Source organism: Pseudoalteromonas sp. SIMBA_162 (assembly GCF_046535955.1).
GTDB classification, from domain to species: domain Bacteria; phylum Pseudomonadota; class Gammaproteobacteria; order Enterobacterales; family Alteromonadaceae; genus Pseudoalteromonas; species Pseudoalteromonas marina.
On sequence record NZ_JAWJBQ010000025.1, the window covers coordinates 12085 to 28421 of the forward strand.

At 39.6% G+C, this 16337-nt stretch carries 9 protein-coding genes; 8 read left to right on the forward strand and 1 reads right to left on the reverse strand.

Annotated elements, in window-relative coordinates:
* The first annotated feature begins 25 nt into the window (after positions 1-25).
* The 8 genes from R0J88_RS16000 (at position 26) to R0J88_RS16035 (ending at position 15352) form a co-directional block, all read left to right on the forward strand.
* Entirely contained in the window at positions 26-958 is a 933-nt protein-coding gene (locus R0J88_RS16000; protein ID WP_410900421.1) for a sugar kinase, read from the forward strand.
* Positions 959-1014: 56 nt separating this feature from the next.
* Positions 1015-1632, forward strand: coding sequence for a bifunctional 4-hydroxy-2-oxoglutarate aldolase/2-dehydro-3-deoxy-phosphogluconate aldolase (eda, locus tag R0J88_RS16005; protein WP_006794597.1), 618 nt, complete (start codon positions 1015-1017; stop codon positions 1630-1632).
* 14 nt (positions 1633-1646) lie between these two features.
* On the forward strand, positions 1647-2729 hold the full coding sequence (gene fbaA / locus R0J88_RS16010) for a class II fructose-bisphosphate aldolase (protein ID WP_410900422.1): 1083 nt from the start codon (positions 1647-1649) through the stop codon (positions 2727-2729).
* Positions 2726-3691, forward strand: a complete 966-nt coding sequence (locus R0J88_RS16015) for a class 1 fructose-bisphosphatase (RefSeq protein WP_010558054.1) — start codon at positions 2726-2728, stop codon at positions 3689-3691. The genes fbaA and R0J88_RS16015 overlap by 4 nt, the downstream gene beginning before the upstream one ends.
* 434 nt (positions 3692-4125) lie before the next feature.
* The gene (locus R0J88_RS16020; protein ID WP_410900423.1) at positions 4126-6861 is read left to right on the forward strand and encodes a poly(beta-D-mannuronate) lyase; all 2736 of its coding nucleotides are present in this window, start codon (positions 4126-4128) and stop codon (positions 6859-6861) included.
* 299 nt (positions 6862-7160) lie between these two features.
* Positions 7161-10193: a TonB-dependent receptor gene (locus R0J88_RS16025; RefSeq protein ID WP_410900424.1), complete on the forward strand. Its 3033-nt coding sequence runs from the start codon at positions 7161-7163 to the stop codon at positions 10191-10193.
* A gap of 628 nt (positions 10194-10821) precedes the next feature.
* Positions 10822-13779, forward strand: a complete 2958-nt coding sequence (locus tag R0J88_RS16030; RefSeq protein ID WP_410900425.1) for a TonB-dependent receptor — start codon at positions 10822-10824, stop codon at positions 13777-13779.
* Positions 13780-13963: 184 nt separating this feature from the next.
* Positions 13964-15352, forward strand: a complete 1389-nt coding sequence (locus tag R0J88_RS16035; RefSeq protein WP_058428647.1) for a sensor domain-containing diguanylate cyclase — start codon at positions 13964-13966, stop codon at positions 15350-15352.
* A gap of 107 nt (positions 15353-15459) precedes the next feature.
* On the opposite strand, the gene R0J88_RS16040 is transcribed toward R0J88_RS16035, so the two are convergent.
* Positions 15460-16332 (reverse strand): AraC family transcriptional regulator N-terminal domain-containing protein, encoded by an 873-nt coding sequence (locus R0J88_RS16040; protein WP_410900426.1) that lies wholly within the window; start codon positions 16330-16332, stop codon positions 15460-15462.
* Positions 16333-16337 lie beyond the last annotated feature (5 nt).

Here is a 16337-nt window from a genome sequence, read left to right on the forward strand (position 1 = left end):
TTAGTTACAAAGGATACTTTCAAAAATGAATACTATTTATTTTATGGGTGAATGCATGGTAGAGCTCAGGGCTATGAGCGCTGCTACGTTACATCAATCTTTTGCAGGCGATGTATATAATTCAGCGGTATATTTGAAACGCTGTTTTCCTGAAGTAAGCACATCTGTAATTACGGCTTTAGGGCAAGACAACCTAAGTAAAAAAATGCGCGAACGCTTTGAAAGTGAACAGCTTGATACACAGTATGTATTTAGCCACGAAAGCAAAGTGCCCGGCATGTACTACATTGAGACAGATGAGCACGGTGAGCGAAGCTTTACTTATTGGCGAAGTGATTCGGCAGCTAAAAAAACAGTTGATTTTTTAAATGCCGAGTGCGTTGACCAATTATGCCAAGGTGATATGTTTTTCTTTTCAGGGATCTCTTTAGCCATCATAGATGAAACATCGCGTGATCAATTCTGGAAGGTTTTAGAGCAACTAAAAAGTGCTGGGGTTAAAATTGTATTTGATCCTAACTACCGAGCTCGTTTATGGGACAGTGTAGAGGATACTAAAGCGCAGTATCATTTAGCATTTGGCCTTGCAGATATAACTCTACCAGGAGTTGAAGACCTAACAACATTATATGATGTTCACAGCGTTGAGGCGGTAATAGAGTACTTAAAGCCATATCGAATTAATGAGATTGTGGTTAAAAATGGTCCAGAATCTGTTATTACACAACAAAACAACACACTTCAAAGCCACACAATAATACCTGTCAAGACGGTGGTAGATACAACGTCAGCGGGCGATGCCTTTAATGGTGTTTATTTAGGCGCTCGACTTTCAGGTAAGTCAATTGCGGCAGCAGTTCAACTTGGCGCTAAAGCAGCCGGAGCTGTGATTCAACAACCGGGTGCAATTGCACCAAAAGATGTTTTTCAACATGCAATGGTTGAAGCTGGTATCTAATAAAATTTAAGGCCTCCATACCCCGGCCAAACTACTTAAAATAAAGGAACAACGTTATGACTCGCTTTTCTGAACTTATGTCAGGGCAAACTCTGCTACCTATAATTCAAGCTGATACCCCAGAGCAGGGTGTTCAAATTGCAAAAGCTATGGCTAAAGCAGGCCTTACTTTGGTTGAAGTTGTGCTAAGAACAGACGCCTCAATTGATGCTTTAAAAGCGATTAAAGAGCAAGTCCCAGAGCTTAAAGTTGGCGCAGGTACCGTTATTAACGAAGCTATTTTACAGCAAGCAATTGAAGCCGGTTCTGATTTTATTGTAACCCCAGCGGTATCTCCTAAATTACTAACTGCACTCACAAAATGTGGTGTTCCTGTTTTACCCGGCGTATCAAATACCGGTGACATTTTAATGGCGCTAGAGTATGGCTTTGAGGAGCAAAAATTATTCCCTGCATCGCTAGCAGGAGGGGCTCCGTTTGTGTCGGCTGTATCGAGTGTATTTAGAGCGGTTAGCTTTTGCCCAACGGGTGGGGTAAGTGAAAGTAATAAAATGGATTATCTTTCTTTAAATAACGTATTTGCTGTAGGTGGTACATGGGTTGCTAAAAAGGAATGGGTTGCACAAGAAAACTGGCAAGCTATTACAGACTCATGTATTCAAGCAATAAAATAGCAGGGAGCGCTAAAATGAACGATTTATCTCAAACTATTTTACCTGGCGTAATAGTGGGTGACGAGGTAAGTGCAATATATAACCATGCACGTGCTAACCAGTATGCGCTGCCAGCTGTAAATGTAGTTAGCACAACCTCAATTAATGCAACTCTTGAGGCTGCGAAAGAAATGAAGTCACCGGTTATTATTCAGCTTTCAAATGGGGGTGCACAGTTTTTTTGTGGTAAAGGCCTCTCATTACCAGAACAACAAGGTGCAGTACTTGGTGCGGTGAGCGCAGCTAGGTATGTACATAGTGTTGCGGCGCACTACGAAATCCCCGTTATGCTTCATACCGATCACGCAGCCAAAAAATTATTACCATGGATTGATGGCTTGTTGGATGAGGGTGAAAGGCATTTTAGATTGACAGGTAAGCCGTTGTTTAGCTCACACATGATCGATTTATCTGAAGAGCCGCTAGAAAAGAACATAGAGATATGTGAGCGCTACTTAGCACGCATGGCTAAAATAGGGATGACACTAGAAATTGAGCTTGGTTGTACAGGCGGAGAAGAAGATGGTGTCGATAATTCCCACCTTGATAGCTCAGCGCTTTATACGCAGCCAGAAGATGTTGCTTACGCTTATGAACGCTTAAGTGCTATTAGTCCTAATTTTATAATTGCCGCTTCTTTTGGCAACGTGCATGGTGTTTATAAACCAGGAAATGTTGTCCTTACGCCTACTATTTTAAAAGACTCACAAGCATATGTAGCGAAAAAATTTAACTTACCGAGTAATTCAATTAACTTTGTATTTCACGGGGGCAGTGGTTCAGAGGAAGAAAAAATTGCAGAGTCATTAACGTATGGCGTAGTTAAAATGAACATTGATACCGATACGCAGTGGGCATGTTGGAACGGTGTTTTAGATTACTACAACAGCAACGAGGCCTACCTACAAGGTCAAATTGGTAACCCTAACGGTGATGATAAACCTAACAAAAAGTACTATGACCCACGCGTGTGGCTTCGTCACTCTGAGCAGCATATGGTAACAAGACTCATCCAGTGCTTTGAAGATCTTAATTGTGTAAATCGGTATAGCTTATGAAAAGACTCAATACAGTATTAAAAGAAGATGGTGTAAGAACGGATCTAATTTTACTTATCCGTACTATTTTAGCCACAAGTAAAGAGATTGCGTTTAGGGTTGGTCAAGGTGAACTTGCAGGTGTTTTGGGTTCCACAATGAATGAAAACATTCAGGGTGAAGTTCAAAAAAAACTAGACATAATTGCCAACCAATTACTTAAAGATATTCTTCTTGACGACAGCTCTGTAAGAACCGTTGCCTCTGAAGAAGAAGATCATGCGGTTGGTGGCCACCCTGAAGGCACTTTTATTGTTGCTTTTGATCCACTCGATGGCTCTTCTAATATCGATGTAAATGGTCAAATAGGCACAATATTTACTATTTATTTGGCAAGAGACGACGTACCTTTTGACAGTGATGAGCAGTTTAATCAACCGGGTGTAAGCCAAGTGTGTGCAGGCTATGTATTATATGGCCCTTCATCATTGCTCGTAATGACCACCGGTGGGCCAACACGCTGTTATACCCTTGACTCAACACATGGTGGGTATTTACTCACTAATCCACAACTACAAATTCCTTCGCAAAGCCGAGAGTTTGCCGTAAATATGGCAAATTATCGTTACTGGGATGAGCCTACACAAGTGTACTTTGACAAGTTGCTTTACACATCTGAAAGCTTTGAAAAAAGCTCAATCCGATGGAATGCGGCAATGGTAGGTGATGTACACAGAATATTATGTCGCGGTGGCTTATTTTTATACCCGCAGGATAAACGCGTTGGTAATGACAATGGCAAAATTAGGCTTTTATATGAAGCCAACCCGCTTGCAATGCTCGTAGAAAATGCGGGAGGCAAAGCCACATCGCGTGGCGCTCGAATTTTAGATATAACTCCTGACGATTTACATCAACGAGTTCCCGTTACTTTAGGTTCGATTGAACCCGTTGATTATTTTAACAATTCAGCGCTAAGCTAATTCGATATCCTTCACTTCGGTTATTTAGTAACAGAGAAAGCTTTTCTCTGTTACTTTCCTTTTCAACTAATTACTTATCTTCTTGTTCTTGCAATTCTATTAATACGCTCATTAGTTAAATAGTCATTTGTATTTTAGAGTCATTATTGTAAAGCCAATTGGTAAAAATTTATTTTTTGTCAATGCTGATTTTTGTACATTTATGCATCCTTTAAATAGGTTGGTGGGTTACCAATGTGCCTTGTATAGGTAAAAAGGTACATTGACATCAGTAAATAAGCTGGAAATATCATTTCTATTGTGGTTATATGACCAAGTTGGTTAACAAGTTATTTTCAAATAAAGTAAATTTGGTAACAACTAATCTGATTATTTGGTAACACACACAATAGCTGGCCAAATATTTAACCTATAAAATGGAGAATAGAGGCATCATGAATTTAAAACACTTTGCACTATGCGCTATTGCAGCGGCAATAGTTGGTTGTGACACTGACGCAAACAACAATGACAACGAACTGGGCTCTATTGCTCTGTCAGGAACAGCCACAAGCGGTCAAACATTAACAACAAACGTGTCAGATCCTGATGGTATATCAGGAACTGTTTCTTATTTTTGGTATGCAGATAACGAAGTAATAGAAGGCGCTAATAGCGCATCGTTTACACTTACGGACGATCAAATTGGTTTAGCTATCACAGCTCAAGCTAAATATACTGATGATGGTGGTGTTAACGAGTCACATATTTCAGATCCGACCTCTGACGTAGCAGCCATTGCATTTCCAGCAAGCGTAACAATAACAGGTGATGCACTTATCGGGTCAGAGCTGACCGCGAATGTTGAAGACGAAAATGGTTTTGATAGTTTAACAGTTGTATACGAGTGGTTGGCGGATGACGTAGTAATTGAGGGAGAAGTTCTTTCGTCACTCATGCTTACTGAAGCACAGTTTAATAGCGTGATCACCGTTACAGCATCGTTTGAAGACGATCGTGGGTTTGCTGAGTCAGTGACATCTGTTGGCACTGCGCCTGTTGCGCGTGTTAATGCGCAAGGTGATGTAGCAATTAGTGGCACACCCACAGTGGGTAATACGCTTAGTGCTGATATTACTGATATGGATGGTGTATCTGGAGAAGTCACTTATCAATGGTTTGCTGACGATGAAGAAATAGTTGGTGCTACCCAAAGCGAATATATTGTAGAGGCTGCTTTAATTGGGCAAGCTGTATCGGTACAAGTGACTTATACAGATGACAATGGTTTTGTAGAAGATAATACATCAGAAAAAACAATTCCCGTATCGGCTGTTGCGGTTGATGAAGCGGGAAGTATTACAATTATAGGCACATCACCTTACTTAGTTAGCGGTGAATTAACAGCGCAACTAACAGATAATAATGGTATTGAAGAAACAAATGTTACCTATAGCTGGTTTGCCGATGGCGTTGAAATAGCCGATACAAACAGTAATACGTTTTCACCTGCGGCATATGCGGGTGCAATTATATCTGTGAGTGCTTCTTACACCGATAACGACGGATTTGAGGGTTCTGTAAGTGGTTCACTAGAGACGGTAATTTATTCCCAACTTGTTAGCTCACCAACAGAGCTACTAAGTGCGGTAAGTGGCGGCCTTGCTGATGGTGATGTTGTTGGCCTTAATACCGGTGTTTACGCTGATATGGATGAAGTTTTACTCACCAGTGGTGTAACGCTTCGCGCTGTTGAAGAACAAACGCCAGTTATTAGTGGCGAAGTATGTATTCACGTTGCTTCAGGTGTAGAAGGTGCAGCGCTAACAGGCCTTACGTTTAAAAATATAGATACAAAATCAGGCTCATTTTGTGAAACGCAAGAAAGTGCAATTATTTATTCTGAAGGGAATAACTTCGAGTTTACTCAAAATACTATGGATGGCGATGAAGCCGAGTTAAATAATTCGACTTACCACTGGTTAATGATCAAAGGCATGGGAGCGCTAATTGAGCGAAATACATTTAGTAATCGTGATAATGCTGAAAATGGTTCCGTTATTAAAATTGCTTCATCAGGCAGCGACCATGTTGTTCAATACAATTTATTTAGTGGCACCAGTGCGAATCCAAATTTTGGTAACTCAAGCCTTCATTTAATTAATGCGGGTAGTACTACCGGTTCAGATGCAGCTGACGATGCAAACTTTACTATTCAATATAATCGAGTAGAAAACTTTGTAACCGGTCGTCGTTTAATGCGTGTGCAAACATCGGGTGCAACTATTAAAGGTAACACTGTGGTTAACCCTAATGGTGGGATTTCACTAGAAGATGGTGGTTTTAATAACGTGACAGACAACGTTATTATTCGTACTACTGATATTGCAAGCTCTAGCGATCGTTCTGCTGGTGTGCTAATTACACCGCTAGGCCACACAGTTAGTAACAACTACATTGCAGGTATTCGTTCTGGTAATAAAGAGGCTGGTGGAATTGTATTTACAGCAAATCCATTCTCTCAAGCTGATGGCGGTATACCAAACTCAGGCAACCAAGCTGTATTAGATGCGGCGGGTGACTTCACATTAACGGTAACTAACAACACTATTTTGAACTCTCAGCAACCAATCGTGTTTAGTACTGAAATAGGTTCTCGTGCTCCTGTGGGTGATTGTGATGAACTTACAGTGGATAATGCTCCTGTACTCTATGGCTTAACTAAAAATGCATTTGTCATAAACTTTGATGGAAACCTTATTGCTAATGGCTTAGGTGATCAAACTGATGCAGATACCATTGAAAGTAGCGCCTTAACACAAGGATTATTCTATCCAAATACGCTTGATAGCGACCATGCTTTTGAATACGACTGTGATTTAATCAAGCATGATACATCAGTATTAAGCAACAACTTTGGTTACATGGATAGCCGTGTATCTGGTGATACAAGTGGCGATTGGGTTGCAATCAGAAACCTAAATGGTAACGGCTCATTCGATACCGATGGCGCTATTGATCAAGACCCAGCTGCAAACGGTAAAGAAATACTTGAATATGTATTCGCAGCAAGCACATTACTTGAAACCGACCCAGCAGGTTTACAAGCTGTGGCAGGTGCAAAAGGGCTTTACTACATTCAAGCGAGTGATGTAGGTGTTGGCTCAACATGGGTTGTTAATAACGACTAACCTAAGTAAACACTCTTAATTAAAAAGCCCCTTTTTTGGGGTTTTTTTATGCCTGTGAGTAAAATATGACCGAAAAATGCGTTTGCTTTTCTAATTATTTTTCATTATAACGCCGCCTGACCCCTTGGTAATGCTGGTTTGTGAAAATTGGTATGTTAATTGGTAATGTTTTGATTGTTAAATTGGTTGATCATGCGTGGTTGCTTGAGTATATTAACAACAGTTGTCACATAACTTATACAGATGAATAACAAGTCAACACACAACAATCACACAACAATAACCAACGGAGCATAAAAATGTCGTTGAAGTCTTCAAAAAATAATAAAATGCGTTCAGGTCAATTCGCACTGAGTCCGGTAGCTAAATGGGTACGAACAGCCGCTATTGCCGGTGTAGCAAGCTCATGTGTATTTTCAGCGCACGCACAACAAGAACAAGCAAAAGCGACTGAGGTCGAGCCTGATGTAGAAATCATCAGTGTTACAGGTACACGCAGAACAATTCAAGATCAAATAGCCATAAAGCGCGAAGCCACAACCGTTGTTGATGGTCTTTCATCTGAAGATATTGGTGATTTACCCGCTTTATCGATAGGTGAAGCATTAGAGTCTATTACAGGCGCAGCATCGCATCGTGAAAATGGCGGTGCGACAGAAATTACCATTCGTGGCCTAGGCCCATTTTTAAGTGCAACACACATAAACGGCCGTGAAGCGACCAATGGTAGCGGTGACCGCTCAGTAAACTTTTCACAATTTCCATCAGAACTTGTAAAAAAAGTAGCTATTTATAAAACCCAAGATGCTTCGATGATTGAAGGTGGGGTTGCGGGTGTTATCGCACTTGAAACGGTTACCCCATTGGATTATGGCAAGCAGCGTTTGCAAGGTGAGGTTAAACTTAACTACAACCCTGACGAGAGTAATGTAGATAACTCACTACAAAGCGATTTAGGTTATCGTGGCACATTTAGCTATGTTGACCAGTTTGAGTTTGATAATGGTCAGGCAGTTGGCTTTTCTTTTGGTGTGCAACGACAAGATATTTCGCAGCCAGAAGCAGAATACCGAAGCTCTAGCCCATCAGGTTCGTCTCTTTGGGCATGTTTAAATGACCCAACTAATACGAATGAAGGTTTTTACCGCAGTAGTGCAGGTGATTGTGAGGATCAAGTAAACGGAAGTAATAACCAAGGTTATGACACAGAAATTGACCCTGACACAGGCAAAGCCGTAAGTGATGGTACTCCATACGCATGGACTGGCAGCAGCCGAAGCTTTCGTCAAAACGAAACGTCAGACGAGCGTGACGCGGTATTTTTTGCCTTTCAGTACCAGCCGTCTGCAGAATGGGATATTAATTTTGATAGCCAAATTTCTGATAGAACGCAACGAGAAGCACGCCATGATTTAATTTTCTTACAAAAGCGCGCAACACCAGGTGTAACCGGCCCATCACTTGTCACTAACGATGTAGGCGGTATTTTACATTGGGAAGGTGAAGAGCGTATTGAGTCTGCTGGTGAGCAATTTTCTCGTGAAGAAAATTACCGTGGTTACGGCTTAAATATCGAACATACTGTAAATGATAGACTGACCATTGATTTAGATTTAGCGTATTCAAAAACTTCGCGTGAAGAACTACAAATTTCTAACCGAGGCAGAACCGCTGGACGTAATTATTTCTCGTGGGATATGGGCGATAACATTCCACATTTCACGCTTACTGATTTTGACGTAACAGATATATCTAATTTTACTGACAGCTTAAGAACGCGTATTGACCGTGAAAACGTGAGAGATAACAAAGTTGTGTCTGCTCGTTTAGATTTTGACTATTTAGTTGATAGCGGCATGTTCACCACAATTCAAGGTGGCGTTCGTACCTCAGAGCTTAGCTTTACACAATTTGGTGGAACGAACGGTAACGGCTCTCGTAATCAATTTACTTTAGGTTCAGGTGCTGAAGCGCTCGATGTGCTTCAAGGTTGTCAAATTGATTTTCCTGAATCAGGCTTTTTGTCTAGTGTGTCAGATGGAAATATCATCACGCATGTAGATAGCGATGGCAATGTGGTAGACACAGGGACAGGCTCTTCATGGGCGACTTACGATAATGAGTGTTTTTCTCAAGCCGTTGTCGCGTCTAATGAGGGTGGAGTATTTGAATACCCTGAGGTTGAATACCAAAACGCAGGAACCATTGACGTAACTGAAAAAACAACGGCTGCTTACTTAATGGCTAATTACGATACAGAAATGTTTGGTAAGTTTATTCGTGGTAACTTTGGTTTGCGTATTGTCGATACTGAAGTCACATCAATTGGTTTTAGAAATAGTTTTGACGTTGTTACCAGCGATACAGGGGTTCTTTCTCTTGTTGAATCAGACACAGGTACTCTTGATAAAATAAAAGGGGGCGGTGATTACACCAAGTTCTTACCTAGCTTTAACTTAGTGGTCGATTACAGCGAAGATATTTTATTACGTGCGGGTATTTACCGTGGTATGTCGCGTGCAGACCCATCTGATTTAGGTTATAGCCGCTCTTTTCAAGAAGACACATCTGATACGGCCACTACAATTAGTGACTTGTTAGTGGGTGTAAACGGCTCTGGTAACCCAGATACGCAGCCTCTAATGTCATGGAACTACGATGCAGCATTTGAGTGGTACCCTAATGAAGATTCAATTTTTGCATTAAGCCTATACTACAAACAGTTCCAAGGCGGCTTTCAACAGCGCACAGTTATTGAAGACTTTGTTGTAGGGGGGGAAACCGTTTCATTGCCTATTACAAATTCAGTAACAAACGACGAAGAGAGTGAGATTTTAGGCCTAGAAACATCATTCTCATACCGTTGGGACAATGGTATAGGTGTTAAGTTTGGTTATAACTATGCCGACACTGATTTTGAATTTGAAGACAGCCTATACGGTGATACATTTGTAACAGACGTTGATGGCAATACAACTCAGCTTAAAGAAGGCATTGTTGAGCCAGGTTCTGTACCTGGGTTTTCTAAGCATGTATTTAGCAGCCAACTTTATTACCAAATAGGTGGCTTTGATACTGCGGTTATTTACAAATACCGTAGTGAGTATTTCCAACCTTATACAAGCAATGGTACACGCTTACGTTATGTTGATTCGGTAGGCGTATGGGAAATGCGTGCATCGTACAAAATTAACAAGCACTTTAGAGTTAAAGCAGAGGCAATTAATTTATTTAGTGCTCCTAAATCTCAAGACTTTTTTGTTGAAGACAACTTAGGTGAAGTAAACGATTACGGCCCACGTTTATTCTTAGGTTTAAGTTATAAACTGTAAAAGTTAGTAACTTATAAAAACCCCCAATTGGTTTAACTAATTGGGGGTTTTTTGTATCTACGTGGATGTACACACCTTTATCACTGACTTTTCTAAACTAAACCATCTAAACTGATCGCAGATTAAATTCCATTCAACTTTTACAGCCTTTGTGGTAAGCCAAAAAAACTCCTTTGCATTTTTATAAGCGTAAATACGATTAGTCTGTTTTATTTTTGTACCTTTTTATTCTAGCCAAAAGTCTAATAGATCTTTAATTGGTTAACCAATTTTAGGGCTTTTTATACTTTTATAATTAAAAGCTTTCAATTTATAGCTAAATAATATAACGGAATAATGAACTTAAAAATACAATTTAACTACTACTATAGTGCTGCATACCTGATTTGAAAACTATATGTATTACAGGTGGTTGTATTTTTTTCCTACATTGTTGTAGTTGTCAGGTATGGGGAATTAATTTTTGGTAATAACAAATTTGAATAATTTTATAAAATTTGACTTACAGGGTGGTTGACCTTTTTGGTTTTGAGTGTAAATATTCAGTTAACCTTTTGTAATACATTAATTCACTTTTTGTATGAAAAGTAACAAGTAGCATAGCGTTTCACACACACAGGAAAAAACTATGAGTCATAATTTATCAAAAATCACACTGGCGGTTATATCTGCAACGGCAATGAATATGTCTTTATCTGTTCATGCGCAGGAAGAGACAAAAAATGTTAAGGATGACCTAGAGGTAATTGAAGTTTCTGGTATACGTCAGTCTTTAACTAATGCGCTTGCTGAAAAACGTTCAGCAGACAGCCTTGTAGAAATTATTCAGTCAGAGGATATTGGTAAGTTACCTGACCAAAACTTAGCTGAAGTACTTGAAAACGTAACGGGGATTCAGATCACGCGTCAGGCTGGTGTAGGTACGGGTGTTCAAATTCGTGGTACCGATGCAAACCGTACTGAAATAAATGGTGTTTCAACTGTGGGTTCAGGTTCTGGACGCAGCGGCATTAGCTTTGAAGACGTGTCGGCTTCTATTATCTCTAGTTTAGAAGTTATAAAGTCTCCTGAGGCCAAAACAATTGAAGGCTCAGTAGGCGGAACAATAAACCTTAAAACAATACGTCCACTCCAACTAGGTGAACAATTAGCCACAATTAGAGTACAAGGCGAAAATAGTAGTTTAAGCACTGATAGTGGCTTACAACCTCGTTTTTCTGGTACTTTTGCAGATAACTGGGAAGGCGACTTTGGTGAGTTTGGTATTTTAGTAAGCGGCAGTTATGCCGAGCAAGACGTAACAGCATTTCGCCCTCGTGCAGACAGAGACAACATTGTAACCTCTGATAGTGGCGTAGCCAGTGCACAGTCTTTTGACTTTTTACCTATTCAATTTTTTGTTCAAGACTACGATAACTACGAATATGAAACAAAGAACTTTGTAGGTACGCTTGAGTGGGCACCAAATGACAATACTAAGTTTTATTTTGATGCTGTTGTAAACGATCAAGAACGTCGTCAAGAGAGCTCTCGTGTTCAAGCGTCGGGTGTGAGTGCATTGAATGACATTTCGGTTCCTGATGAATTTGAAACAATTAATCTAGGTTCTTTAGGTGGAACTAATTTAGGTTCAATTCAAGCGGCTTTACGCGGTGTAATCCCAGTTAATTTAGCAAATGATGATGACGATCCAAATTTACGTTTTTCGAGTGATACAAATTCTCGTGTTACAGACAGTAATATTTTTAGGATAGGCGGTGAATGGCAAGGTGATAAATGGTTTGTAAGCGCTGAGGTTGCGTCGTCATCTTCTGATACAACAACACCAAGCTTTAATACTACACTTAACTTCATTAACCCTAATGCACCTTTAGATGCTGGTGGCGGTAATGATAACAGTGTGCCTTTTGAATACGACCTATCAGGTGGAGCACTTACTTTTGGTATTGCACAAGGTGCTGAATATGCACCTACGGTTGAGCAATTACTTGACCCTGCAAATGTAGTACTACGCGACGTAAACATAGGCCAAGATACTGTTGAGAACTCTGAAGATGCGTTCCGTATAGATTCAACATATTACACAGACTCAATTGTTACCTCTGTTGATTTTGGTTACCGTTACAGCAAATCGGCGAGTAAGCAAAACGAAATCACATCAAGTGTTGGTCTGCGCTCTATGGCAGATAGCCCAAGAGGTGATTTATTCGCTGATCTTTTAGTTGCGGGTCCTGATAACTTTAATGAGGCTGATGGTCGTTCGTTATACATAGGCGATTTTTTACTGATAGACCCAGAACTCGTGGCATCAGACCCAGATGCAGTACTTGCAACACTTCAGCAAGCATTACAAACTCATGGCTCTAGCCGTACGCTAAATGCACCAACGTCAAGTTCTTCAGGCTTTTTTGATATTGAAGAAATTACCCACGCTTTTTATGCACAAGCTAACTTTGAATACGACATGTTCCGCGGTAACTTTGGTTTACGTTATATTCAAACTGATGTTGAATCGACAGGTAACTCTGTAACGCAAGACGGCAGTGGCAATGAGCTAGTAACGCGTATTACAAATGAGTCAGACTACAACTTTATCCTACCGCGTTTAAACTTAGTTGCCGACGTCTCAGAAGATGTAGTGGTTCGCTTTGGTGCAGGTAAAGACATTCGTCGTCCAGATTATAACGACTTATCTACTTCTATTACTTATAGCACGAGCCCAAATGATGAAGTTGAATTTGGTAACCCAGCACTAAAACCAGAAGAAGTATTATCTTATGATTTATCAGCAGATTGGTACTTTACTGAGGCGAGCGTATTTAGTGTAGGTATTTTCCACAAAACGCGTAAAGAGCTTCATGTTAATCAGTTAACATCGCCGGTAGAAGACCCAGTAACAGGCTATCGTGATTTAACAGACCCATGTGAAGGGGGGGGCATATTTAACCCAATTGCAGACATTAACGTGTTTGGTCCTGAAAATGGTCGTGGTGTATGTGTAGGTACTGAGACAAAAGTAAACGACACTGGCGAAACAATCCAAAAAGGGATTGAGTTTGCGTTCCAGTATGACCTATCTAGCTTTGAAAAAGATTTAGGATGGGCGTCGGGTTTTGGTGTTTTAGCTAATTACACAATTCAAGAGTTCACGGGCGGGGAAACAGTCAATAAGGCTACTTCAAGAGCGAGTAACGTATTTGCTGCAAGCACCGGTACACCGGGTATTGAAGTAAGCGAAATACAAGGTTTGCTTAACTTATCAGAAAATGCGTATAACTTTACTCTATACTACGAAAAGTTCGGTTTATCGGCACGTATGCGTTACACATGGCGTGAAGGTTACCGCTCAAACGATTTTGGTAGCACGTCAAGCTTCCCATGGGGGTTCCCTGTAGTGCAAGAGGACCGTGGCCAGCTTAATGCAAGTATTAGCTACGATGTAAATGAGCAGCTTAATATTGGCTTAGAAGCCGTAAATATTACTGAGTCTGAAATTAGCCAGTCTTGTGTTAACGAAGGGTCGTTATTGTGTTTCCAAGGCCTTACAGACCGTCGTATTACGTTCGGTGCTAGTTACCGTTTTTAAAATTTATGTTGAAAGTATGTAGCCTTTGAACGGGCACAAAAAGCAAGCCACTACGGCTTGCTTTTTTATTTTTAAGGTTTAAATAATGAGCAGTTTTTAAATTAAATTAGGTACTAATTGGTTTCATTTTCTCTATTTGTTTACTACCTTTTTGGTATTAATATTTTTTTAAATGAGATCATTCATGAATGGTATCAGTGATTTAAATTTTAAAAACTTACTTGAGTATGCACAAGTAGGTGTGATTATTCATAACTGGGATACATCAATTGTTTACATAAACCCAATCGGTTTGCAGTTACTAAATTTAGATTACGAGCAAGCAATAGGGCGAGACATTTATGACCCTAATTGGACACTCATTGACGAGCAAAGCAATCTAATGTCTGTTGATGATTATCCAGTTAATATTGTTAAAGCTACAAAAAATAAAGTAGTTAATAAAATTATAGGTGTTGTTGGCGGGGCAAAAAAAGATATAAGCTGGTTTATGGCTAACGCTTACTTTGAAGGACATGACGATGATAAAAACTTTATTGTTGTAACCATCACTGATATTTCTGACGCTAAGCAGCAAATTTCATTTCAAGATGTGGTCGAAAATACGCAAGACATGGTTGTTATTACCGATGCAAAAAATATCAAACACCCTGAAGGGCCTAAAATAATTTACGTAAATAAGGCTTTTGAAGTACTCACTGGCTATACCTCAGCAGAAGTTATTGGTGAAACGCCTCGAATTTTACAAGGTGATTTGACCGATTCTAAAGGCAAACAAAGAATATACGCTGCGCTAGAACGTCGAGAAGAAGTAACTGAAACACTGTTAAATTATGATGTTAGAGGAAGGCCCTATTGGGTTGAAATGAATATTATTCCGTTGAAAAATAAGTTTGGTGAGGTTACTCATTTTGCAGCAATTCAACGGGATGTTTCAAAAAGTAAATTTCAAACAGAACAGTTAGAAAAACGAAATAAAGATTTAAAAGAGTTAAAAGTTAACCTAGAAAATTTAGTACAAGAAAGAACATTTGAATTACAACAAGCTAAGTCTCAACTTGAAAAAATAGCGTTTTTTGACCCATTAACTGGAATTCCTAATCGTCGCTTTTTTTCAGATCAAGTTAATAAATTAGTCAAAGGAAGTGTCAGGCGTGGGGGTATAATTGCGTTTGGATTATTTGATGTTGATAACTTTAAAGCTGTTAACGATACCTATGGTCATGATGTGGGTGATCGCGTACTTGTTGAATTAGCAAACATATTAACGCACATATTGAGAATTGATGATGTATTTTGCCGCTTTGGTGGTGAAGAGTTTGCTTTTGCTGTTATTTTAAAAGAAGTAGACGATGCTGAACCCGTTGCCGAAAAACTTATAAATGCAATTAGAGATCTTAAAGTGCCTGTTGAAGGTGAAAACACAATAAATGTAACCGTAAGTATGGGGTTAAACGTGGTATCACCAAACAATAGCACTGACATAGATGATGAAATAAAAAAATCAGATGCGGCAATGTACCAAATTAAAAAGTCTGGCAAAGATCGTTATAAAATTATTTATGAACCATAAAATAAGTTGGGTTATGCAATGTTACTAAGCTAATAAGTATAACTTTTCACAAGTTAGGTACTCACTCTTTTACATGTATAAGCCGTTAAAATATTGCCTTTATTGTGCTAATTTTGTTGGCTCCATTGCTTGGGCGATAAGCCGTACATTCTTTTAAATTCTCTGCTGAACTGAGAACTGCTTACATAACCCATTTCCATGGCCGCAACGTTGACATTGGTACCTTGTGTTATTTTCATGGCGGCATGGTTAAGCCTCATTGATTTAACAAATTGAATAGGGGACATGTTAGTTGCTTGTTTAAATTTACGATGGAATACAGCGCGGCTCATACCTATTTGGCTAGCCATGTCTTCAATGGTTATGTTTTCATGCAAATGAGATGATAAAAAGGCAATTGAACGTGCAATCTCGTTACCCACACCAAATGCTCGTTTAAATGCATAGCCTGCTTGACCTTTTAACAGCGCGTAATATAGCTCACGCAAGCGTGCTTTTTTCAATATGGCTAAATCAACAGCATCATCGTCGAGCAACAACATTTTATATAACGCATCGGTAAAGTTAGGGTCCCAATCGGCAGTTAAAATACTTTGTGAAGGATAACTCACGTTAGGTATTTGTTGGGTGCTAGTTGCGCTTTGAATCTCGAGTGCTAACTCGGTCATAATTCCTGTATCTATCGAAATGTATACACCTATTAATGGGTTATCTGTCGAGGCTTTTGGAGTACCGGCTTCAATAGGCATAGGCATTGTGCAACATATGTATTGTGTGTTGTCATAAAGGTGTTTGTTGCCATCTAAAATAGCTTCTTTTGTGCCTAAAACAATAGCCGTGACAGAAGGTTTATAGACCGCTGGTGAACATTCAATAGGGTCTGTGATTTTAAATAATTGAATGCCTTCAATACCTGTTTGTACCATGCCGCTTTCATTCATTTTTCTATTAATTAGTTGTAGTATTTTGGCTTTACTCATAGTCA